Here is an 18,881-nt window from a genome sequence, read left to right as displayed (position 1 = left end):
TGCATAGCTTCCGGGAGTGGGCCGCCGCAGGTCCGGGAATCCCCTCAGGAAGTTTTAATGATCAGCGAAACTTTTGTAATGCTGTGGCACTGATCAGCGAGCTGGCAGGAAGCCCAGCTGCTGGCGCACCCGCTCCACGGTGGTGGTCGCCACGGTTTGAGCGCGTTCACGTCCCTGCTGCAGCACCTGTTCCAGTTCGGCGCGATCATCCAGCAGCTCCTTGTGCCGAGCTTGAATGGGCTCCAGGGCTGCCACAGTCGCCTCGGCCAGCAGGGGTTTGAAGCGGCCCCAGCCCATCGCGGCGCACTCCGCCGCTGCGGCATCGCGGCCCAGGCCGCTGAGAATGGCGTAGAGGCCGAGAAGGTTGTCGGTTTCCGGTCGCTCCGGATTGCCGAATTCCAGGCCCATCTGGGGATCGGTCTTGGCCCGTTTGATCTTCTTGGTGATCAGCTCGGGCGGGTCGAGCAGGTTGATGCGGCTGCCTTCGTTCGGATCGCTTTTGCTCATTTTGCTGCGACCGTCGGTGAGGCTCATCACCCGGGCACCATCCCTAAGGATCAGGGGCTGGGGCACCTTGAGCACCGGCGACTCCTCGGAGCCGAAACGGGCGTTGATGCGTTGCTGAGCGATGTCGCGCGCCAGTTCGAGGTGCTGCTTCTGGTCTTCTCCCACCGGCACCAGGTCAGCGTCATAGAGAAGGATGTCGGCGGCCATCAACACTGGGTAATCCAGCAACCCCACCGACACGTTGTCGCCCTGTTTGACCGCTTTCTCCTTGAACTGGATCATCCGTTCCAGCCAGTTGAGCGGTGTGACGCAATTGAGCAGCCAGCAGAGCTCGGCATGGGCGGCCACATGGCTTTGCACGAACACCGTGCTGACCCTGGGGTCGATGCCGCAGGCGAGATAGAGCGCTGCTGTGTTGAGCGTGTCGTTCGCCAGGCGCGTCGGGTCATGGGGCACGGTGATCGCGTGCAGATCCACAACACAGAAAAAGGTGTCGTGGTCGTGCTGGAGGTCCACCCAGTTGCGAATGGCGCCCAGCCAGTTGCCGAGGTGCAAGGCGCCGGTGGGCTGCACCCCGGAGAGAACACGCGACCGTGCCATCGCCTCAGGCCTCGTCGGTCCTGGTGTCGGTGTCAGCGGCTGTCTCAACATCAGCGACAGCCTCAACAGCACTGGCAGCCTCAACAGCCGCTGCGTCGTTCACCTCCGCTTCGGGTTCAGGAGCGGCCGGCTGCGGTTTGGCCGGGCGGGCGAAGGGGTCAGGCCTGGAGCCGCGACCTCCCTCGCCCCGGCCGCCTTCGCCGCGCCAGCCGCCCCGGCCACCATCACGGCCTTCACTGCGTCCGCCTTCCCGGCGACCACCGCCACGGGGGGCCTGGGAGCGCTGCTGCTCCACCAGGGCGTCCAGTTCACCGTCCTCGAGCATCTGGCCGAGGGTGCGCACAGCAAAGCCGAGCACGGCCACGGTGGAGCGGAGATTGAAGGCCTCCTGCAGCGCCCGGGTGGCGCGCATTTCGTTATCGCTCAGGCGAATGCGGAAGCCGCCGCCCTCCCGGTTGCCCTGGCCACGTCCACCGCCACCGCCACGGAAGCCGCCTCGGCGACCACCCTCGTCTTGGCCGCGATCGCGACCCGTGTCACCCTCTCCCGCAAACGTCTGGGAATCGCCGTAGGAATCCGTCATGGCCTGAGGCCTTGCAACCAGCGGCAAGTGTGACGCATCACTGGGGGCCTGTCGGTGCCCGGTCGCGCCGCCCTGACGACCGGCCCAGTTGCGGGTCAGTCCTCCGATCCGTCATCCGTGGGCGCCCCGGAAGGTGATGTGTTGTTCGGCGTAGTCGCGGGGCTCCAGATGGATGGTGCAGCGCACCGGTCCGAAGCGACTCTCCAGACGCTCCTCCACCATTTCGGTGATCCTGTGGGCCGTGGGCAGATCATCGGCGTCCACCACCATGTGCATATCGATGAAGACGCGTTGGCCAAGCACGCCGCGGCTGGCGATGTCGTGGCAGTTGAGCACGCCCGGCACGGCCATCGCTTGTTCGTGAATCGCCTCAGGGGCGATGGCGATGTGATCCACCAGCCAGGGAAGATTGGCGCGGAGCACCTGCCAGCACACCCGCAGCAGCAACACCACCAGCGGCACGGCCAGGGCGACATCCAGCCAGTTCACCTTGAACCACCAGGCGCCGGTCAGACCCACCAGCACGATCACCGTGGTCCAGATGTCGCTGGTGGTGTGGCGGGCGTCGGCGAGGAGGAGCTGACTCTGCAGGCGGCGACCTTCCCGCCGCTCGTAGCTGGCAAGGCCCAGGTTGAACAGCAGCACCAGGAGGAGCAGGAATAGTTCCGGACCATTGATGCGCAGGGCTGGCAGACCGTCGAGCAGCCGCTCCCCTGCGGTGATCAGGATTTCCAGGGCGGTGAAGAGGATGAAACCGGCGATCGCCAGGGCACCGACCGCTTCGTATTTCTCATGGCCATAGGGATGGTCCCGATCCGGATGGGGATCCGACAGGCTGTTCGTGAGAAGCCCCATCAGGCTGGAGAGGGCATCCGTGGCGCTGTGCATGGCGTCAGCCACCACGGCGAGGGAGCCGCTGATCAGGCCGAGCACCAGCTTTAGGCCGGTCATGCTCAGGTTGATGACCAGGGCTGCAAGCAACACCCGTTTCACCTCGGTGCGACGGTCGGTGATCATCCGGGGGGTGCTGGTGCTTCCAGGCTATGGAGCACCATGAGTTGCGGTGCAGCGCCGGGGTCGGATTGCCTGCCGCCCAGTGCTCTGCGCTGTTGTGCCCTGGTGTGCGTGCCGGGGTTGAGCTAGGAAGGCCGGGTCTTCAGACGACTCCCCATGCTTCCGGTGCCGTCGCTGGGTTCTCTGAACTGGCTTCCGGTGAAGGGTCAAACCTTGCTTTGGGCAGGCGGAAGCCTGTTGTTTGGTCAGTGGGTCTGCGCCGACGTGTTGCATCTTCCCGGTGGTGGCCTCGGCGTGTTGGTGGTCGGTGCTGGTGTGTGGTGGTTGAGCCGGCCAGCGGCAGCCGCGAGGTTTCAGGCACCCACCACGCTTCCCGGCTGGGTGCAGCGATGCCGGGATGTGCTCGATCAGTTCGATCGCCTGGAGGAGCCCCTGGAAGAGTCTGGGGCCCGCGAGGAACGCCAGCGTCAGCTTGATGCGTTGCTGGAGCGTTCCGGCCCCCTTGCCATGGCGGTTGTGGCATCGGCCGGCGTGGCTTTCCCAGAACGCCAGCAGCTCGAGCAGGCCCTGGCCGGCCCCAGCCCGCTGCAGCTGTCGCTGGCTCACCCGCTCACCACCAACACGGGCAGCTGGACCTTGCCCGATGCCTTAGAGCACCAGGACGCCCTGCTGTTTCTCCTGCCGTTACCCCTGCGGGCGGCCGACTTCCTGCGTCTGGAGCAGATCGCTGACGATCAGCCCGCCTGGCTGCTGGTGGAGCGCAACGTCGGCGCCGAAGCCGACCTGTGCGCCCAGTTGCCGGAGCGGTGGCACGATCGTCTTTTGATCTGGGACGGCACGCCGACGGCGCTGCGTCCGTTGTTGCAGCCCTTGCGTCGCCTCCTCCAGCAACCGCAACGCAGCCTCGATGCCACGCGGCAGCGGCTCCTGGCCCGTCTGCATCAACGCTGGCAGGCTGAGCTCGAGCAGCGACGTCGTGAACGGTTCCGCAACCTGCTGCAGCGCAGCCAATGGCTGGTGGCGGGTGCGGTGGTGGTGTCGCCATTGCCCAGTGGTGATCTGGTGGCCGTCGCCGTTGGTAATGGCCTGATGCTGCGGGAGATGGCCCAGGTGTGGGATTGCCCCTGGACCTCTGAGGTGCTGCAGGTGGCGGCGCGCCATCTCGGTGCTGCCGCCTTGGCGCAGGGCGTGGTGGAGTGGAGTGGTCAGGCCCTGCTTGGCTTCGCCAAGCTCGATGGCGGCAGCTGGCTGGCTGCTGGTGCACTCCAGGCCCTCAGCGCCGCCTATCTCACCCGGGTGGTGGGAGCGTCGATGGCCGACTGGATGGCCCTCAATGCAGGGGTGGCTGAGCCCGACCTGGCTTTGTTGAAGCAACAGGCTCCCCTACTGGTGGCCCAAGCGGCGGAACGGGAGCGGCTCGATTGGAATGGTTTTCTGCAGCAGGCCCGTGAATGGACGAGCGCCCAGACCTCAAACTTGCGCATCAAAAGTTCATGAAGGCTTGATGAAGCGCTTCATCAATTTCTCTGTAGGCATGACTCGAAATCTGTGGTTTTCAGGAAAAGACGAGACCTTTCCATACCCTTAAGGCCTGCCCTTCTGCTGCCCATGGTGGCGTCCGGGTGGATCCGTCCTTTTCATCTGTTGTTCTATGGCTACTGCCATTCGCAGCGGTCGCCTCAGCAGCTGGGAATCCTTCTGTCAGTGGGTCACCAACACCAATAACCGCATTTATGTGGGTTGGTTCGGTGTGCTGATGATTCCCTGCCTGTTGGCTGCCACCACCTGCTTCATCGTTGCGTTCATCGCTGCTCCGGCGGTGGATATCGATGGTATCCGTGAGCCCGTCGCCGGTTCCCTGATCTACGGCAACAACATCATCTCCGGTGCTGTTGTGCCTTCCTCCAACGCCATTGGCCTGCACTTCTATCCCATCTGGGAAGCTGCCTCCCTCGATGAGTGGCTCTACAACGGCGGTCCTTACCAGTTGGTGGTGTTCCACTTTCTGATCGGCATTTCCGCCTACATGGGCCGGCAGTGGGAGCTCTCCTACCGCCTCGGCATGCGCCCCTGGATCTGTGTCGCTTACAGCGCGCCGCTCTCGGCCGCCTTTGCGGTGTTCCTGATCTATCCCTTCGGTCAGGGCTCCTTCTCCGACGGCATGCCCCTCGGCATCTCCGGCACCTTCAACTTCATGCTGGTGTTCCAGGCTGAACACAACATCCTGATGCACCCCTTCCACATGCTGGGTGTGGCCGGTGTGTTCGGTGGTTCCCTGTTCTCCGCCATGCACGGCTCACTGGTGACCTCCTCCCTGGTGCGTGAAACCACCGAGAGCGAGTCCCAGAACTACGGCTACAAGTTCGGCCAAGAAGAAGAGACCTACAACATCGTGGCTGCCCACGGTTACTTCGGTCGCCTGATCTTCCAATACGCCTCCTTCAACAACAGCCGCAGCCTCCACTTCTTTCTGGCGGCCTGGCCTGTGGTCGGCATCTGGTTCACCTCCATGGGCATCAGCACCATGGCCTTCAACCTGAACGGTTTCAACTTCAACCAGTCGGTTCTGGATGCCCAGGGCCGGGTGTTGAACACCTGGGCTGATGTGCTGAACCGCGCCAACCTCGGCATGGAAGTGATGCACGAGCGCAACGCTCACAACTTCCCCCTCGACCTGGCTGCTGCTGAGTCCACCCCCGTGGCTCTGCAGGCTCCCGCCATCGGTTGAGCTGCGCTCCACGCGGTTGAATCGGAACAGCCCCTGCCGCATGGTGGGGGCTTTTTGAACTGATGCCTGTTTCAACACTGTCGTGTGGCATCTGCGCCCTGCATGCGGACCAGGTGCAGCTGGATGCCATGGAAATCTGGCGCAATCCAGATTGGTTGCTGCGCCATCATCCACAGCCGTCGCCATTGCTCGGTTGGTGTTGTCTCGATGCCCGGCGCCATCTGAGCGGTCCGATCGACTTCACCGCTGAGGAAGCCCAGGCCTGGGGCCTGGTGGTGCAGAGGGCGTCTCAGCTAGTGCAAGAGCTCACGCGCTGCGATCGGGTGTATGCGATCGCCTTTGGCGAGGGTGCCCGCCATCTGCATCTCCACCTGATCCCGCGCCATGGGGAGGATTCCCAGACCACCGCCTGGGCGGTGGCCGATCACTATCGCGCTGTCGAGGCTGGAGAGCGTCCCGCTGTCGAATCTGCCGCGGTGCAGGCCTGGATTCACCAAGCCCGAGAGCTCGTAAAAGCGCCGGATTGGTTGCCGTTCAGCGCAGATCGAAGCGGTCGAGCTCCATCACTTTCACCCAGGCGCTGACGAAGTCACGCACAAAGCGCTCCCCCCCGTCGCTCTGGGCATAGACCTCCACGATGGCGCGCAGCTGGCTGTGGGAGCCGAACACCAGATCGACGCGGCTTGCGGTCCAGCGCAGGGATCCGCTGGTTCGATCGCGCCCTTCATAGGCATCTTTCGCTTCGCTGGTGGGTGCCCACACCGTGCCCATGTCGAGCAGGTTGGTACAGAAGTCGGGGCTGAGCACGCCGATGCGATCGGTGAAGACCCCTTGGCGGTTGCCATGACTGTTGGCACCCAGCACCCGGAGGCCTGCCACCAGCACGGTCATTTCCGGCGCGCTGAGGTTGAGGAGTTGGGCTCGATCGACGAGGAGCTGTTCGTCGCGGAGCGGTAGACCCTGGCGCTTCCAGTTGCGGAAACCATCCGCGAGTGGTTTGAGCGCGTTGAAGGAGGCGGTGTCGGTGTGCTCTGGCCCCGCATCGGTGCGCCCTGGCCGGAAGGGCACGCTGATGGCATGCCCAGCGGCGGCGGCCGCCTGTTCCACTGCGGCGCAACCCGCCAGCACGATCAGGTCGGCCATCGACACCTTCCGGCCATCGGAGCGGTTGGCGTTGAAGCGCTGCTGCACCTGCTCAAGGGCGCCGAGCACGTTGTTGAGCTGATCCGGATCATTCACCTCCCAGGTGCGTTGCGGCAGCAGCCGGATCCGGCCGCCATTGGCTCCGCCACGGCGATCGGAGTTGCGGAAGCTGGAGGCGGCCGCCCAGGCTGTGGCCACCAGGGCGCTGATGCTGATGCCCTGCTCCAGGGCCTCCCGTTTGAGCACGGCCACGTCGGAGGCGTCGATCAGGGGGTGATCCACCGCCGGCAGGGGGTCTTGCCAGATCATTACCTCGGTGGGTTGCTCGGGGCCGAGGTAAAGCGAGCGAGGCCCGAGATCGCGGTGAGTGAGTTTGAACCAGGCGCGGGCGAAGGTATCGGCGAAGGCCTCCTGGTCTTGATGAAAGCGATGGGCGATCGGCGCCATGATCGGGTCATGGCGGAGGGAGAGATCCGCTGTGGTCATGATCGGTGCTGCGCTTTTCCCGGCCACGTGGGCATCGGGAATCATGTGCTCGGGTTTCACATCCTTGGCGACCCACTGCCAGGCACCGGCGGGGCTTTTGCACAGCTCCCACTCGTAGGTGAACATCATTTCGAAGTAGCCCTGATCCCAGCGGGTGGGATTGGGTTTCCAGGCTCCTTCGATGCCGCTGGTGATGGTGTGTTCCCCCTTGCCGCTTGCGAAGCGGTTGTGCCATCCGAGGCCCTGTTCCGCCAGCTCGGCAGCCTCTGGTTCCGCCTCCAGGTGATCGGCGCTTGCAGCCCCATGGCATTTCCCGAAGGTGTGACCACCGGCCACCAGGGCCACGGTTTCCTCCACGGTCATGCCCATGCGCGCGAAGGTGTCACGCACTTCTTTGCCGGAGGCGAGCGGATCCGGGTGCCCCTCCGGGCCTTCCGGGTTGACGTAGATCAAGCCCATCTCAACCGCCGCGAGTGGATTGTCGAGCTGGCCATCGGCGCTGTGGCGTTCATCGGCAAGCCAGCGGGTCTCTTTGCCCCAGAACACATCCTCTTCCGGCTGCCAGATGTCGGTGCGACCGCCAGCAAAGCCCAGGGTGCGGAAGCCCATCGATTCCAGGGCCACGTTGCCGGTGAGGATGATTAGATCCGCCCATGAGATGGCATTGCCGTAGCGCTGCTTGATCGGCCAGAGCAGGCGGCGGGCCTTGTCGAGATTGGTGTTGTCGGGCCAGCTGTTCAGCGGTGCGAAGCGCTGGTTGCCATGGCCGGCTCCACCGCGACCGTCGGCGCTGCGATAAGTGCCGGCGCTGTGCCAGGCCATGCGGATGAACAGGCCGCCGTAGTGGCCCCAATCGGCGGGCCACCACGCCTGGGAATCCGTCATCAGGGCCTTCAGGTCGGCCTTGAGCCCGGCGTAGTCGAGTTGGGAGAAGGCCGCGGGGTAATCGAAATCAACCCCGAGTGGATTGGCGGCGGGGTGGTGCTGATGCAGGATCCCAAGGTCGATCTGGTCGGGCCACCACTGGCTGTTGCGGGTGCCGCCTGCTGGGGTGGTGGCACCAGCGTGACCACTGAAGGGGCATTGCAGTTCCGACATGCTGAATCGACCGCTGCGGTTCGGGAGGCACTACCAGGACGCTATGAACAGCTGCGGATTCGCGCCACGCTCAGCCGTAGGGACCGAAGCGTGTGGCGCAGGTCGCGCCGCAATGGGCGCCCAGGCGCACACTCTCCGCCACGCTCCAGCCGGCAGCCAGGCCTGCCGTCACGCCGGCTGCAAAGCTGTCGCCACAGCCGTACGTCTCCACCAGTGGCCCTGGAAGCGGTTCGGCGGAGAAGCGTCCACCGGGGATGAGCAGGCCACCGTCGGCTCCCTCGGTGGTGATCTGCAGGCGTGGCGCAGGGGCGAGGGCACCCTTGGGGATCTGTTCACTCGGATCGAGGCCGCTGCCGATCAGGGCATCGAGGACCACGCCGGCTTTCAGCAGCAGCGGCAACCGCAACCGTGGCGTTGCCGTGAGCACCGGTGCGCGGCGTGCCAAGCGCAAGCCCTCGGCATCGCTGGCGGACACAAACACGCCAGCGCAGTCGCTGAGCTGCTCCCAGGGAAGGGGGTCGGCTGCGGTGGGGGTGAGTCGTTCGCCGATCACGGTGATGGCCCGATCACTGCTGCCATCCACCAGGCTGAGCCCCCGGCGCGTGGGTTGATCGCGCCAGGCGATCTGGGGGGTCACCCACAGCTCCCGCAACCGTGCTTCGCTGCGCTCACCGATGGCATCCCGCCCCAGCGCCGTGAAAAAGATGACTTCGGCGCCGCACAGTTGCGCCAGCTGCACCGCCACCACAGCACCAGCTCCGGCGGGTTCCTCCAGGCTGCGATGGGCACGGCTGATCAGCCCGGCTTGGGGGAGCTGATCAACGGCCAAAAAGGTCACCCATTCGAGGTGCCCGACAACGGCGAGCCGCAGCCTTGGCAGGTGCAAATCCTGGGGCAACGACTGCATCAAGGGATCGGCAGCATTGATTTGGCGGCATCGCGGATCTGCACATTGATCTTGCCGCCCACCTGCTTCACGCTCACGCCTCCCTGCACCGACAAGGACTGATCCTCGGGAGTGCCGACCAGAATTGGCCCCTCATCGCTGCCATGCACCTTGACCGGTGCGCTCACCTCATCCACCGAGACCTGGCCCTGCACATCGACGCCGCCGGTCACGGTGACGGGTTGGCTGACCGCAATGCCAGCCGGGACACCCACCTCGCCCTGCACCGGCAGGGTGGCGGCAGCTTCGATCTTCAGAGGGGTGGCGCTGTTCACCTGAATCGGCGCTTTCAGCTGATCCACCGTGATGCCACCCACCAGGCGCACGGGGAAGGGTTGGTTCAGCGGCAGGCCGACGGGTAGGGGTTGCTTGAGGATCTGAATCGCAGCCACCGCCGCGGCCCAGGCGGCGATCACCACAGCGAGGGGCCAGCGGCAGGCCAGCGCGAGCCTGAACCAGCGCGGTTCACTCGAAACAGAGGGCGATGGCGATGGGTTGGCTTGCTCCGGCATGGTGGTTGCGCGCTCCTGATCCACCCACCGGTTGTACAGGCAATCGCCCGATTGTTCAGGTCCCCATAGTCAGCCCTTCGTCGTCAGGTCCTCCAGTCGAGCGCCTCGTTCACAACCAAACCAGGTCGATCTCGGCTGTTTGTTCGAGATTGTGTTTCACCGGGCAGGTCTCGGCGGCGCGCTGCAGCAGGCTGCGCTGCTGGGCATCGAGCGCTGCAGGCAGGCTGATCGCCACGCGCAGGTGGCCGATCCGGCGCGGCCCCTCGCTGGCCATGGTTTTGTCGACATCAACCGCGCTGCCCGTGAGATCCCAGCCGCGGCGTCGGGCGACGATGCCCATCACCGTGAGAATGCAGGTGCCCACTGAGGCTGCCACCAGATCGGTGGGCCCGAATGCCTCCGGATCCCGCTCCCCATCGAGGGGGTTATCGGTGCGGATCACGGCTCCACTGGGGCCATGTTCGGCTTCACAGCGCAGGTCGTTGGTGTACCGGCAGTGGACGCGGGTCATGGTGTGTTGGCGATGATCTCGCTGATGAGGCGGGTGCGACAAAAGCAAGGGAGTTCCCGGAGAAGCAGAGCCAAGGAGACCGAATCGTCGTTCGTTTAAAGCTCGTAGTCTTCTTCGAATTCCTGAATGAGGCGGCCATAGTCATTCAGTAAGGCTTCGCTCTCCTCTGTGAAACCCTCGAGAATGTAGAGCTTGCTGAGTTGAGTCAGGGTGGCGTGAACACCCGAGAAGGCCTCGGCGAATTCATTCTGGATGTCTTCGTCGCGAATGTCGCGAATTTTGGCGGTGATCAGCTCCACCTTTTTCTGGGCCGCACTGATGGCGGCCTCCATCGGTTTGCTGAGCTTGCGCCGTTTTTTTGCCATCCAAGTTGCGATTGCAGCCCTTGAGCCTAGCTGCGGCCTGGATTCTCAATGGCGCTCCGTCTTCTCCTTGGGATCAGAAGCAGAAGGGGAGGAAGCGGGTGGTGCAGGCGGCATAGCCATCCACGAGGGGGCCAAGGCCGATCTGGTGCACGATGCCCTGACCGGTGAGGGCTTCGGTGAGGATGCCGATCACAATGCCGAGCATGGCAGCGCGGCCGTTGAAGCGCTCCACGCGTTCCAGTTGCTCTTCATGGATGGCGCGGGCTGCGGCGTCCTGAAACCACTTGTCGCTGGCCTGGTTCGGAAGGGTTTGATCGCGGTTCATCGACTCTCCGGGGTGGATTGCTACGTAACGTAACAGTCTTTTGACGTTTGCAGTGTCGTAATCTCCACATTTGCTAGGGCTTGCGCCAGGTCACCGGCGTGCGGCGCTTGGGATACAGCTCCCGGCAGAGCGGACACACCGTGCCGTCGCAGCCCCTTGCCGTGCAGTGCTCCCGGCCATAAAAAATGATCTGCAGGTGCAGGCGATTCCAGGCTTCCTTCGGAAAGAGGGCCTTCAGGTCGGCTTCGGTGCGTTCCACGCTCAGTCCCTTGCTGAGGCCCCAGCGCTGGGCCAGTCGGTGAATGTGGGTGTCGACCGGGAACGCGGGCACGCCAAAGGCCTGGGCCATCACCACGCTGGCTGTTTTATGGCCCACGCCGGGTAGGGCCTCCAGCTCTTCAAAGCTGCGTGGCACCTCGCCGCCATGGACCTCCACCAGGATGTGGGCCAGTTTTTTGAGATGGCGAGCCTTGGTCTTCGCCAGGCCCAGCTGCCGGATGAAGCTCAGGATTTCGGCCTCCTCGAGGGCGGCGAGGGCCTTGGGGGTGGGTGCGGCGGCGAAAAGAGCCGGCGTCACCTCGTTGACTTTGCGATCGGTGCATTGGGCGCTGAGCAGCACCGCCACCAGAAGGGTGAAGGGATCGCAGTGGTCAAGAGGAATGGGCGGCTCCGGATAGTGCTCGTTCAGGCGCTCCAGAATGCGCTGGGCCCGCTGCTGCTTGTTCAAGGCTCTTGGGTGTTGGCGAAGGCCTGGGAGGATGGGAGGGTTGACCGGCTTCAGGCACCCGCTCCCATGGCCCGTGATCATGCCCGCGATCCAGCCTCCGAGGCGTCCGACCTTGAGTCCGCCTATGCCCGTGCGATCGCCCGAGAAGAAGCTGGCGTGGAACGTTCCGATTCCGAGCCTCCGCCGAAGCCACGGCCTTCAGCGCCTGTTTCCGCGGGCGAAACGGAGGATGAGCCTTTGAGTGATATGTATCGCCAGCACAGCCATCAGCAGTCGATGGAAGGGGGTTGAGTGATGAAGGGTGTGCTGTATGTGTCGGTGTGGGTGCTTCTTTGGGGGACGGCCTCATCCCTGGTGGACTGGCTCCTGCTCAATCAGGAGGTGTATGCCAGCGGTTCGGCCGGTCAGGTGATCACCTTCATCGGCTACGGGGCGGCCTGTGTGGTGCTGGCCGTGCGCTGGTCGGGTCGCTTTCTTGCCGCACCATCCCATGGCGAGCAACCCTCGTCGGGTGATGACGCCTGATCGTTCAGGGCTTGGCGGAGGATCGGCGCTGTTGGCGTGACACCGCCAGCGCGGCGACGACCCCACCTGCAAAGCCGCTGGCGTGGCCGATCCAGCTCACTCCCGCTGGCGTCAGCCAGGGAAGCAGCCCCGGCAAAGCGCTGCCGTAGAGCAGCAGCGCCGTCAGGCTGAGGGCCAGGGCCAGGGGTTGTCGCTCCAGCCAGCCGATCAGCAGCAGATAGCCCAGGAGTCCGTAGATCACCCCCGACAGCCCATGGCTGCCGACCGGCCAGAGCAGCCAGATCGGAATCTCCAACAGGATCACGCCGATCCACACGGCCAGGTAGGCCTTGAAGCCTCGGATCAGCACGAGATAGCTCAGGGGCACAAACACCAGGCTGTTGGTCAGCAGATGCCCGAGGCCGCCGTGGCTGAAGGGGGCAGTGAACAGCGTCCACCAGGGCGTACCGGGGCCCATGGCCAGAGACCAGCGGCCTGCACCGATCAGCTGCTCAAGCAACTCCAGCAGCCAGGCCACGCCCAACAGGATCCAGGGCAGCAGCACTCCTGGCGCCAGCAGCCGTCGTGTCCACCATGGCCGGGTTGGGGTCGGTGATCCGGTCTTCGACCGAACTGGTGGCGTCGGCACCCGTTCCTTAGCGTGATCGCAACAGATTGTGATGACCGATGGAGCACGTCAACCTCCCCGATGCCATCAGCCACCGGCAGTTGAGCGCGATGCTGCAAACCGCTCAGCCGGATCCTGAGCCATTGCCAGCTGGATCTGCTTCCGATGCTGGACCTGATGCTTCTGACCCCCAGGGATTGCTCAAGGAGTGGAGCCGTTTGAGCGTATCCGTGATGAGGAGTCTTCAAGCGCCATCTTCGGGTCTCACCGAAGGCCGCAGTGCCAAGCAATTGATGGCCCTTGGCGCCCTTCAGGCCCATCTGGCGATGGCCTTGCGCGCTAGCTCCGCCGCGCTTGAAGGCTGATTCCTATTGCACCCGGAAGGTCACACCCATCACGGCGGTGATGTCTTTGTCGATCGTGCGGGTGTCGTAGGAGCCGTAGCTGCCCATGTCGGTGGAATTGGGCACGGTGATCTGGAAGGTGCCGGTGTCGGCCTTGGTGATGGCGCCGATTCCCGAACCGGCCTGGCGGGCAATGGCGACGGCCCGTTTGCGCGCATCGGCGGTGGCCTTGGCGAGCATGTCGACTCGCTTCCCTTCCAGTTTGGTGTAGGTGTAAGCCGGTGGTTGGATCGTCAATGAGACGCCGTCGCCGATCAGGCTGCCGATGGCGCGAGACACCTTTGCGATCCGATCGACATCGGCGGAGCTGATTCGGATCGGTTGGCGGGCGGTCCACTCCGTGCTGATCAGCGCACCGGTGACCCGGTTGCGCACAGGGTTGCTGTTCGACTCCAACACCGCGAGCTGCAGTGCCTCGTCGGGCAGGCCTTGCTCACGCAGGAAGGTGAGGGTGCGTTGCAAATCGGGCTGGAGATTCTGGTAGGCGGCCTGCTGGCTGCCGCCATTGCCCGTCACCACCACGGTCCAGTCGGCATAGTCGCTGCGGATGCGTTCCGTGCTGGCTCCGGTCACCGTGATCGTGTCGGCGGCGGTGCGGATCCCTTTCACGGCGACCGCTCCAGCGATCACCAACCCGGCGCTCAACACCAGCATCGGCAACACCAACGGCGGCGTCCGGCGCCAGAGCGGCAGCGATGGCCCTGTTGCGTTGTTGATGGTCTCTGATTCGCCCGCCATGCCCGTTGGTTGTGGTGTTTCGAACCTACCGATGGCCGGCAGCCTCGGCATGCATCATTCGTTGCCTAGGAATGACCGGCTATGACTCGGACTGAACGATCCACGGGTAGCCGGGCGATGGCATCGACAACTGACGTGATCGTGATCGGCAGCGGCATCGGTGGCCTCTGCTGTGCAGCGCTTTGTGCCCGGGCAGGCCTTGAGGTGGTGGTGTTGGAGGCGCACGGCCATGCGGGCGGCGCCGCCCATGGCTTTGAACGCCAGGGCTATCACTTTGAGTCAGGTCCCTCGCTCTGGAGTGGCTTGGGCCGATGGCCGAGTGCCAATCCCCTGGCGCAGATCCTGCGGGTGTTGGACCAGCCCCTGGAGGTGGTGTCGTATCGCGATTGGGATGTGCTGTTTCCCGAGGGGCACCTGCGCATCGGTGTGGGAGCGGAGGGATTTGAACGGGTGGTGGCCGACCTGCGTGGGCCTGCGGTGGTGGAGGAATGGTGTCGCTTCGCTGCGGTGCTGAAGCCGATCGCTGCAGCGGCCGACGCCCTGCCCCTGTTGGCGCTTCCTGCCAATGGGCTCGAAGGCCTGGGGCCGTTGTTGCGGCGCAGTGGTCGCCTGTTGCCCCACCTGCCCGCCCTGCGCCATCTCAGTGGTGCCTTCGGCCCGCTGGTGGACCGCCATCTGCAGGATCCCTTCCTGCGCCATTGGGTGGATCTGCTCTGCTTCCTGATCAGCGGCATGCCGATGGCCGATACCAATGCCGCGGCGATGGCAACCCTGTTCGGCGAATGGTTTGATCCGGAAGCCTGCCTTGATTTCCCCCTTGGCGGCAGTGCGGCGGTGGTAGCGGCCTTAGTGCGGGGGCTGGAGGCCCATGGCGGTGCGCTGCGTCTGGGGGCGCGGGTGCGGCAGGTGGTGGTGGAGGATGATCGCGCCGTTGGCGTTGTGCTGGCCAATGGCGAGCAGTGGCGCGCCAACCATGTGGTGAGCAATGCCGATGCCTGGAGTACGGCTGCGCTGCTGCCCGAAGCAGCGGTGCCCGCCTGGCGGCGCCAGCGGATGCAGACGCCGGCCTGCGGCTCTTTCCTCCATCTGCATCTCGGTTTTGATGCGGCGGGTCTGGAGGATCTGCCGATTCACACCGTTTGGGTGGGGGACTGGGAGCGGGGGGTGCAGGCAGAGCGCAATGCCGTGGTGGTGTCGATCCCTTCCTTGCTCGATCCGGCCATGGCGCCTCCAGGCCAGCACGTGTTGCATGCCTACACGCCGGCCAACGAACCCTGGCACCTCTGGGCTGATCTTGACCGTGGCTCGCAGGCCTATGCCCAGCTGCGTCAACAGCGTTGTGCCCTGTTCTGGCAGGTGCTCGAGCAGCGCATCCCCGACCTGCGCAGTCGTTGCCATCTGGTGATGGAAGGCACGCCGCTCACCCATCGCCATTTTCTTTCGGTGCACCAGGGCAGCTATGGCCCGGCGCTGTCTGCCGCCAAGGGGCTGTTCCCTGGGGTGCAAACACCGCTGAAGCGGTTGCTTCACTGCGGCGCCAGCACCTTTCCAGGGATCGGCATTCCGCCGGTGGCAGCGAGCGGCGCCATGGCCGCTCATGCCATCACCGGACGGGCAGCCCAGCGGGAGTTGTTGGCCTCACTCGGCCTTTGAGCGGGCGCCAGCCAGAACGGCCATCACGGTGAGCGCGCCCACCAGAACGCCGACACCGGCGGAAACGGCCACGGCGAGAAGTGGCTTTTCCTTCACGGGTTGCTCCAGGCGAGGACGCAGCGTTTCATCGAGTTCGTGCAACTTGGCGTCGAGCTGCTTCTGCAGTGGATCGATCACGTCCACCATCTGCTCGCGCATGCTGCGGCGGGCGGTCGTGGTGGAGGTGGTGGGCTCGGCCACCGGCGCTGTGCCGGTGCTGGCGAGTTCGGTTTCGAAGGGAACCATGGGCCTGCGGGGGTGGGGTTCACCCCTGCCCTAGCCAGGGACATGGGGGGCGCATCGCGTTTTTTCGAGGGTTTCTTTAGGTTCCGCAGCAGTGTTCAGCACGGGAGTGGCCATGGCGGTGCAGGTGCTCACAGAGGCGCAGCGCACCAAGCTCGACGGCAGCGATGACGCGCTCTTCTACGCCCAACCCCGTTTCGTCCATCATCTGGATGCGCCCTTCCGCCGTCGTCTCACCCAGCTGTACCGGCAGCGCATTCCCAGTTGCGCCGTGGTACTCGATCTGATGAGCAGCTGGGTGAGCCACCTGCCCGAGGAGGTGCGTTACGAGCAGGTGATCGGCCATGGCCTCAATGCCGCGGAGCTGGAGGCCAACCCGCGCCTCGATCGTCACTGGGTTCAGAACCTCAACCAATCGCAAGCATTGCCGCTGGCGAATGCCAGCATCGACTGCAGCCTGATCGTGGCCGGTTGGCAATATCTCCAGCAGCCGGAGGCGGTGGCGGCAGAGCTGTGGCGTGTGACCCGACCGGGAGGAGAGCTGATCGTGGCCTTCAGCAATCGGATGTTTTTCAGCAAGGCGCCGCAGGTCTGGACCGATGGCGGCGATCGTGACCACCTCGCCTACGTGGCGGAGGTGTTGATCGCCCAGGGATGGCCCCGCCCGGAGCTGATCGCCGAGCCGACGCGCGCTTCGGGACCGCTGGGTTGGATCGGTGGTCAGGGCGATCCCTTTTTTGCCGTGATCGCCACCAAGCCGGTCCCCTCCACTGGTCGTTGAACTCTCTGCCATGTCTCCACGCACGATTGCCATCAGTGGTGCCTCGGGCAAGACCGGGTACCGCATCGCTGAAGACCTGCTCCAGCGCGGTGATCAACCGCGTCTGCTGCTTCGGCCTGCATCGCAGCTGCCTGAGAGCTTGCAGGGCTGCGACCAGCGCCGGCTTGAGCTCTCCGATGCCGTAGCCCTCGATGATGCCCTCACGGGAGTCGATGGGCTGGTGATCGCTACGGGCGCGCGGCCTTCGGTGGATCTCAGCGGACCGATGCGGGTCGACGCCTGGGGCGTGCAGCGCCAGGTGGAAAGCTGTCGCCGGGTGGGCGTGCGCCGGGTGCTGTTGGTGAGCTCCTTGTGCGCTGGTCGTTGGCGCCATCCGCTCAACCTGTTTGGGTTGATCCTGGTGTGGAAGCGCGTGGGCGAGAGGGCTCTCGAGCGCAGCGGTCTGGACTGGACCGTGATCCGACCGGGTGGGCTCTCGGAGCGGGAGGAAGGACTCGCGTCGGAAGGCATTCTCTGGACTGGGCCCGACGCACAGACCAGCAACGCCATTCCGCGCCGTCTCGTGGCGAAGGCCTGTGTGGAGGCGTTGGACACCTCGGAGTCGATCGGCCGGATTCTTGAGGTCACCAGCCGCCCCGATCTGGCGCCTCAACTGCTCGCCACGGTCCTGGCAACTTCCCTTTGAGTATGAATTCCTACAGCAGCCCCTGAAGGGTTTGCGCGATAACGCAAGGGCCTGGGGTTTTCTCGGGAACAATGTCGGGAGTTGAGAGACGGGCCGCCACCCGTCTTTTTTATGCAAGCGACCGCTGATCAGGTTGTTGATCTCGCCATCATCGGCGCTGGTCTGTCGGGCTGTGCCCTTGTGGCGGCCCTGCGGGCCAGGGGCTTTGGCGGCTCGATCCTGGTGCTGGAAGCAGGGCGTGGTGCGGGCGGACGGGCAGCAACCCGGCGTCGCCGCGACGACCCGCTCTGGCGGCTGGACCACGGCAGCCCGACCCTGAGCTTCAGCCAGCAGCCCCAGGCGGCCCTGGCCGCGTTGTTGGCGCCCTTGATCGCCCAGGGGGTGTTGGTGCCTGATCGGGGCGCGGTGGTGGGGCTCGACCTGGGTTCTGGCGCTGTTCAGCTGGTCGCCCCGCCTGATCACCCCTTGCTGCGAGGTCCCCGTTGGCGGGGGATGCCGACGATGGCTTCGGTGGCGGAGGCCCTGCTTGCCGCTGGCGGTGGCGGTGGCGCCACGATCACCCGTTTCGGTGGCCGGATCAGGAGCCTGGAGCATGGCCCCCAGGGCTGGTGGCTCGACCAGTCGATCCGGGCCCGCACGCTGGTGCTCAGTGGCACGCTCTTGGCCCATCCCCGTTCCCTGGCCATGCTCGATTGGCCCGAGGTGCCGCTGCGGGTTGCCCTGCCCGAGGGGGAGGACCCCTGCCTCGATCAGGCTTTGCTGGCCATCGCTGCGATGCAGGCGTCGGTGCGCTGGAACCTGATGCTGGCGCTGCCCCCGCAGGCGGCTGCGCAGGCAGTGGCGGTTCCGCGGCAGATCTGGCTGACGCCGCAGGCGCAGCAGCACTTCGGGGTGGAACGGCTCGTGTTGCAGCGTCAGCGCGATGGCCGTTTGGGACTGGTGGTGCATGGTCTCGATGGGGGCGCAACGATCACACCGGCGAAGCAACCGGAGCTGCTGCGCCAGCAGGAGCAACGGCTGCGGGCCCTGTTGCCCCAGCTCCTCGGCCCCTGGCCGGATCTGCAGGCTTCGTTAGTTCAGGCCCAGGTGCTTGGCGTGATGCGCTGGGGTGCGGCCCAACCCGTTGCGCCTGGTTTGGCGCCGCAGCTGCAATGGTGTGCCCGAAGCCGGGTTGGCTTCTGCGGCGACTGGATCGCCGGCCCAGGCTTCGCCATGGCCGAGGGCGCGATTCAGAGCGCCCTCGATCTCGCCGATCAACTACTGCTCAGCTGCTGATGCAGTTCCTCGAGGCGGCGCGCGTTCACGCCTAGATCGGAGTCTCCGAGGCGGGACACCGACCTTGCCTGCAGTTGCTGCCGTTCTTGATCGGCATAGAGCTCGAGATCATCGACAAAGCCGAACAGGCGACTGCTGCAGGTGGCATGCAGATAGGTGTCGCTCCGCTCCACCACGGCTGTGCGCGGCGCTTGGCTGAGCTGGTCGGCCAGACCCTGGAGTGCCTGCGTCGGGTTCTGCACGCTCCAGACCTGGCGCGCGCAGTGGGCCGGCGAAGGGCAGGGGCTCAACTGGCCCTGCTGAACACCGAGGTCGGCGGGAACCGGTCCGATCAGATGCAGGAGCCCCAGGATGAAGGGGACGGTGAAGCGGATGAGTGGGGCCAT

Annotated in this window: 24 protein-coding genes; 10 read left to right on the top strand and 14 right to left on the bottom strand. The window is 65.0% G+C overall.

Annotated features, from left to right (window positions below; all coding sequences use genetic code 11):
- Window positions 1-93 precede the first annotated feature (93 nt).
- The 3 genes from trpS to SynWH8101_RS09105 form a co-directional block, all read right to left on the bottom strand.
- Window positions 94-1,107: a tryptophan--tRNA ligase gene (trpS, locus tag SynWH8101_RS09115; protein ID WP_130129497.1), complete on the bottom strand. Its 1,014-nt coding sequence runs from the start codon at window positions 1,105-1,107 to the stop codon at window positions 94-96.
- A 4-nt stretch (window positions 1,108-1,111) separates the two neighbouring features.
- Window positions 1,112-1,690, bottom strand: coding sequence for a hypothetical protein (locus SynWH8101_RS09110; RefSeq protein ID WP_130129496.1), 579 nt, complete (start codon window positions 1,688-1,690; stop codon window positions 1,112-1,114).
- Between the two features lie 111 nt (window positions 1,691-1,801).
- On the bottom strand, window positions 1,802-2,707 hold the full coding sequence (locus SynWH8101_RS09105; protein WP_130129495.1) for a cation diffusion facilitator family transporter: 906 nt from the start codon (window positions 2,705-2,707) through the stop codon (window positions 1,802-1,804).
- Between the two features lie 153 nt (window positions 2,708-2,860).
- Between SynWH8101_RS09105 and SynWH8101_RS09100 the strand changes: the two genes are divergently transcribed.
- From SynWH8101_RS09100 to SynWH8101_RS09090, 3 genes are all read left to right on the top strand, one after another.
- Window positions 2,861-4,201: a YcjF family protein gene (locus tag SynWH8101_RS09100; protein ID WP_130129494.1), complete on the top strand. Its 1,341-nt coding sequence runs from the start codon at window positions 2,861-2,863 to the stop codon at window positions 4,199-4,201.
- Window positions 4,202-4,355: 154 nt separating this feature from the next.
- A complete protein-coding gene (gene psbA, locus SynWH8101_RS09095; protein WP_130129493.1) occupies window positions 4,356-5,432 on the top strand; it encodes a photosystem II q(b) protein in 1,077 nt (358 codons plus the stop codon).
- Between the two features lie 62 nt (window positions 5,433-5,494).
- The gene (locus tag SynWH8101_RS09090) at window positions 5,495-6,016 is read left to right on the top strand and encodes an HIT family protein (protein WP_254427930.1); all 522 of its coding nucleotides are present in this window, start codon (window positions 5,495-5,497) and stop codon (window positions 6,014-6,016) included.
- Here the strand turns inward: SynWH8101_RS09090 and katG are convergent.
- From katG to nth, 7 genes are all read right to left on the bottom strand, one after another.
- On the bottom strand, window positions 5,967-8,159 hold the full coding sequence (gene katG / locus SynWH8101_RS09085) for a catalase/peroxidase HPI (RefSeq protein WP_130129492.1): 2,193 nt from the start codon (window positions 8,157-8,159) through the stop codon (window positions 5,967-5,969). The genes SynWH8101_RS09090 and katG overlap by 50 nt on opposite strands.
- A 70-nt stretch (window positions 8,160-8,229) precedes the next feature.
- A complete protein-coding gene (locus tag SynWH8101_RS09080; protein ID WP_130129491.1) occupies window positions 8,230-9,066 on the bottom strand; it encodes a PfkB family carbohydrate kinase in 837 nt (278 codons plus the stop codon).
- Window positions 9,066-9,641 carry a hypothetical protein gene (locus SynWH8101_RS09075; RefSeq protein ID WP_370586984.1) on the bottom strand — a complete coding sequence of 192 codons (576 nt, stop codon included), beginning with the start codon at window positions 9,639-9,641 and terminating at the stop codon, window positions 9,066-9,068. Before SynWH8101_RS09075 ends, SynWH8101_RS09080 begins: the two co-directional genes overlap by 1 nt.
- A gap of 85 nt (window positions 9,642-9,726) precedes the next feature.
- Window positions 9,727-10,128 (bottom strand): OsmC family protein, encoded by a 402-nt coding sequence (locus SynWH8101_RS09070; RefSeq protein WP_130129490.1) that lies wholly within the window; start codon window positions 10,126-10,128, stop codon window positions 9,727-9,729.
- A gap of 95 nt (window positions 10,129-10,223) precedes the next feature.
- Window positions 10,224-10,493 carry a hypothetical protein gene (locus tag SynWH8101_RS09065; protein WP_130129489.1) on the bottom strand — a complete coding sequence of 90 codons (270 nt, stop codon included), beginning with the start codon at window positions 10,491-10,493 and terminating at the stop codon, window positions 10,224-10,226.
- A 73-nt stretch (window positions 10,494-10,566) separates the two neighbouring features.
- Window positions 10,567-10,818 carry a high light inducible protein gene (locus SynWH8101_RS09060; protein WP_130129488.1) on the bottom strand — a complete coding sequence of 84 codons (252 nt, stop codon included), beginning with the start codon at window positions 10,816-10,818 and terminating at the stop codon, window positions 10,567-10,569.
- Window positions 10,819-10,891: 73 nt separating this feature from the next.
- On the bottom strand, window positions 10,892-11,545 hold the full coding sequence (nth, locus tag SynWH8101_RS09055; RefSeq protein WP_130129487.1) for an endonuclease III: 654 nt from the start codon (window positions 11,543-11,545) through the stop codon (window positions 10,892-10,894).
- 66 nt (window positions 11,546-11,611) lie between these two features.
- On the opposite strand from nth, the gene SynWH8101_RS09050 reads away from it, so the two are divergent.
- On the top strand, window positions 11,612-11,836 hold the full coding sequence (locus tag SynWH8101_RS09050; protein ID WP_130129486.1) for a hypothetical protein: 225 nt from the start codon (window positions 11,612-11,614) through the stop codon (window positions 11,834-11,836).
- Window positions 11,837-11,839: 3 nt separating this feature from the next.
- Window positions 11,840-12,070, top strand: a complete 231-nt coding sequence (locus tag SynWH8101_RS09045; RefSeq protein WP_130129485.1) for a hypothetical protein — start codon at window positions 11,840-11,842, stop codon at window positions 12,068-12,070.
- 4 nt (window positions 12,071-12,074) lie between these two features.
- On the opposite strand, the gene SynWH8101_RS09040 is transcribed toward SynWH8101_RS09045, so the two are convergent.
- A complete protein-coding gene (locus SynWH8101_RS09040; protein WP_130129484.1) occupies window positions 12,075-12,614 on the bottom strand; it encodes a rhomboid family intramembrane serine protease in 540 nt (179 codons plus the stop codon).
- 296 nt (window positions 12,615-12,910) lie between these two features.
- On the opposite strand from SynWH8101_RS09040, the gene SynWH8101_RS14550 reads away from it, so the two are divergent.
- Window positions 12,911-13,042, top strand: a complete 132-nt coding sequence (locus SynWH8101_RS14550) for a hypothetical protein (RefSeq protein ID WP_255423168.1) — start codon at window positions 12,911-12,913, stop codon at window positions 13,040-13,042.
- A gap of 3 nt (window positions 13,043-13,045) precedes the next feature.
- On the opposite strand, the gene SynWH8101_RS09035 is transcribed toward SynWH8101_RS14550, so the two are convergent.
- Window positions 13,046-13,819: an SIMPL domain-containing protein gene (locus tag SynWH8101_RS09035; RefSeq protein ID WP_130129483.1), complete on the bottom strand. Its 774-nt coding sequence runs from the start codon at window positions 13,817-13,819 to the stop codon at window positions 13,046-13,048.
- A 117-nt stretch (window positions 13,820-13,936) separates the two neighbouring features.
- On the opposite strand from SynWH8101_RS09035, the gene SynWH8101_RS09030 reads away from it, so the two are divergent.
- The gene (locus tag SynWH8101_RS09030; protein WP_130129482.1) at window positions 13,937-15,472 is read left to right on the top strand and encodes an NAD(P)/FAD-dependent oxidoreductase; all 1,536 of its coding nucleotides are present in this window, start codon (window positions 13,937-13,939) and stop codon (window positions 15,470-15,472) included.
- On the opposite strand, the gene SynWH8101_RS09025 is transcribed toward SynWH8101_RS09030, so the two are convergent.
- Window positions 15,458-15,757 (bottom strand): hypothetical protein, encoded by a 300-nt coding sequence (locus SynWH8101_RS09025; RefSeq protein WP_130129481.1) that lies wholly within the window; start codon window positions 15,755-15,757, stop codon window positions 15,458-15,460. The genes SynWH8101_RS09030 and SynWH8101_RS09025 overlap by 15 nt on opposite strands.
- Before the next feature lie 112 nt (window positions 15,758-15,869).
- Here SynWH8101_RS09025 and SynWH8101_RS09020 point away from each other — a divergent pair, with 112 nt between their 5' ends.
- The 3 genes from SynWH8101_RS09020 to SynWH8101_RS09010 all read left to right on the top strand — a co-directional run bounded on the left by SynWH8101_RS09020 (window position 15,870) and on the right by SynWH8101_RS09010 (window position 18,495).
- Window positions 15,870-16,535 carry a methyltransferase domain-containing protein gene (locus SynWH8101_RS09020; RefSeq protein ID WP_130130451.1) on the top strand — a complete coding sequence of 222 codons (666 nt, stop codon included), beginning with the start codon at window positions 15,870-15,872 and terminating at the stop codon, window positions 16,533-16,535.
- A 10-nt stretch (window positions 16,536-16,545) separates the two neighbouring features.
- Window positions 16,546-17,220 (top strand): SDR family oxidoreductase, encoded by a 675-nt coding sequence (locus SynWH8101_RS09015; RefSeq protein ID WP_130129480.1) that lies wholly within the window; start codon window positions 16,546-16,548, stop codon window positions 17,218-17,220.
- 111 nt (window positions 17,221-17,331) lie between these two features.
- Window positions 17,332-18,495, top strand: coding sequence for an NAD(P)-binding protein (locus SynWH8101_RS09010; RefSeq protein WP_130129479.1), 1,164 nt, complete (start codon window positions 17,332-17,334; stop codon window positions 18,493-18,495).
- Here the strand turns inward: SynWH8101_RS09010 and SynWH8101_RS09005 are convergent.
- The gene (locus SynWH8101_RS09005) at window positions 18,474-18,881 is read right to left on the bottom strand and encodes a DUF1499 domain-containing protein (RefSeq protein ID WP_130129478.1); all 408 of its coding nucleotides are present in this window, start codon (window positions 18,879-18,881) and stop codon (window positions 18,474-18,476) included. The two genes, SynWH8101_RS09010 and SynWH8101_RS09005, sit on opposite strands and share 22 nt — an antisense overlap.

The organism is Synechococcus sp. WH 8101, assembly GCF_004209775.1.
Taxonomy (GTDB): Bacteria; Cyanobacteriota; Cyanobacteriia; order PCC-6307; family Cyanobiaceae; genus Synechococcus_C.
This window is presented reverse-complemented; position numbering and strand designations above follow the sequence as displayed.

Bases quoted from the DNA above. Each gene is read 5' to 3' on its own strand.
- SynWH8101_RS09100 (WP_130129494.1), top strand. From the start codon at position 2,861: ATGCTTCCGGTGCCGTCGCTGGGTTCTCTGAACTGGCTTCCGGTGAAG.
- SynWH8101_RS09045 (WP_130129485.1), top strand. From the start codon at position 11,840: ATGAAGGGTGTGCTGTATGTGTCGGTGTGGGTGCTTCTTTGGGGGACG.
- SynWH8101_RS09110 (WP_130129496.1), bottom strand. From the start codon at position 1,690: ATGACGGATTCCTACGGCGATTCCCAGACGTTTGCGGGAGAGGGTGAC.
- SynWH8101_RS09020 (WP_130130451.1), top strand. From the start codon at position 15,870: ATGGCGGTGCAGGTGCTCACAGAGGCGCAGCGCACCAAGCTCGACGGC.
- SynWH8101_RS09015 (WP_130129480.1), top strand. From the start codon at position 16,546: ATGTCTCCACGCACGATTGCCATCAGTGGTGCCTCGGGCAAGACCGGG.
- SynWH8101_RS09065 (WP_130129489.1), bottom strand. From the start codon at position 10,493: ATGGCAAAAAAACGGCGCAAGCTCAGCAAACCGATGGAGGCCGCCATC.
- SynWH8101_RS09105 (WP_130129495.1), bottom strand. From the start codon at position 2,707: ATGATCACCGACCGTCGCACCGAGGTGAAACGGGTGTTGCTTGCAGCC.
- SynWH8101_RS09035 (WP_130129483.1), bottom strand. From the start codon at position 13,819: ATGGCGGGCGAATCAGAGACCATCAACAACGCAACAGGGCCATCGCTG.
- trpS (WP_130129497.1), bottom strand. From the start codon at position 1,107: ATGGCACGGTCGCGTGTTCTCTCCGGGGTGCAGCCCACCGGCGCCTTG.
- SynWH8101_RS09010 (WP_130129479.1), top strand. From the start codon at position 17,332: ATGCAAGCGACCGCTGATCAGGTTGTTGATCTCGCCATCATCGGCGCT.
- katG (WP_130129492.1), bottom strand. From the start codon at position 8,159: ATGTCGGAACTGCAATGCCCCTTCAGTGGTCACGCTGGTGCCACCACC.
- SynWH8101_RS14550 (WP_255423168.1), top strand. From the start codon at position 12,911: ATGAGGAGTCTTCAAGCGCCATCTTCGGGTCTCACCGAAGGCCGCAGT.
- SynWH8101_RS09080 (WP_130129491.1), bottom strand. From the start codon at position 9,066: ATGCAGTCGTTGCCCCAGGATTTGCACCTGCCAAGGCTGCGGCTCGCC.
- SynWH8101_RS09025 (WP_130129481.1), bottom strand. From the start codon at position 15,757: ATGGTTCCCTTCGAAACCGAACTCGCCAGCACCGGCACAGCGCCGGTG.
- SynWH8101_RS09090 (WP_254427930.1), top strand. From the start codon at position 5,495: ATGCCTGTTTCAACACTGTCGTGTGGCATCTGCGCCCTGCATGCGGAC.
- psbA (WP_130129493.1), top strand. From the start codon at position 4,356: ATGGCTACTGCCATTCGCAGCGGTCGCCTCAGCAGCTGGGAATCCTTC.
- SynWH8101_RS09050 (WP_130129486.1), top strand. From the start codon at position 11,612: ATGGCCCGTGATCATGCCCGCGATCCAGCCTCCGAGGCGTCCGACCTT.
- SynWH8101_RS09070 (WP_130129490.1), bottom strand. From the start codon at position 10,128: ATGACCCGCGTCCACTGCCGGTACACCAACGACCTGCGCTGTGAAGCC.
- SynWH8101_RS09060 (WP_130129488.1), bottom strand. From the start codon at position 10,818: ATGAACCGCGATCAAACCCTTCCGAACCAGGCCAGCGACAAGTGGTTT.
- SynWH8101_RS09030 (WP_130129482.1), top strand. From the start codon at position 13,937: ATGGCATCGACAACTGACGTGATCGTGATCGGCAGCGGCATCGGTGGC.
- SynWH8101_RS09005 (WP_130129478.1), bottom strand. From the start codon at position 18,881: ATGGCCCCACTCATCCGCTTCACCGTCCCCTTCATCCTGGGGCTCCTG.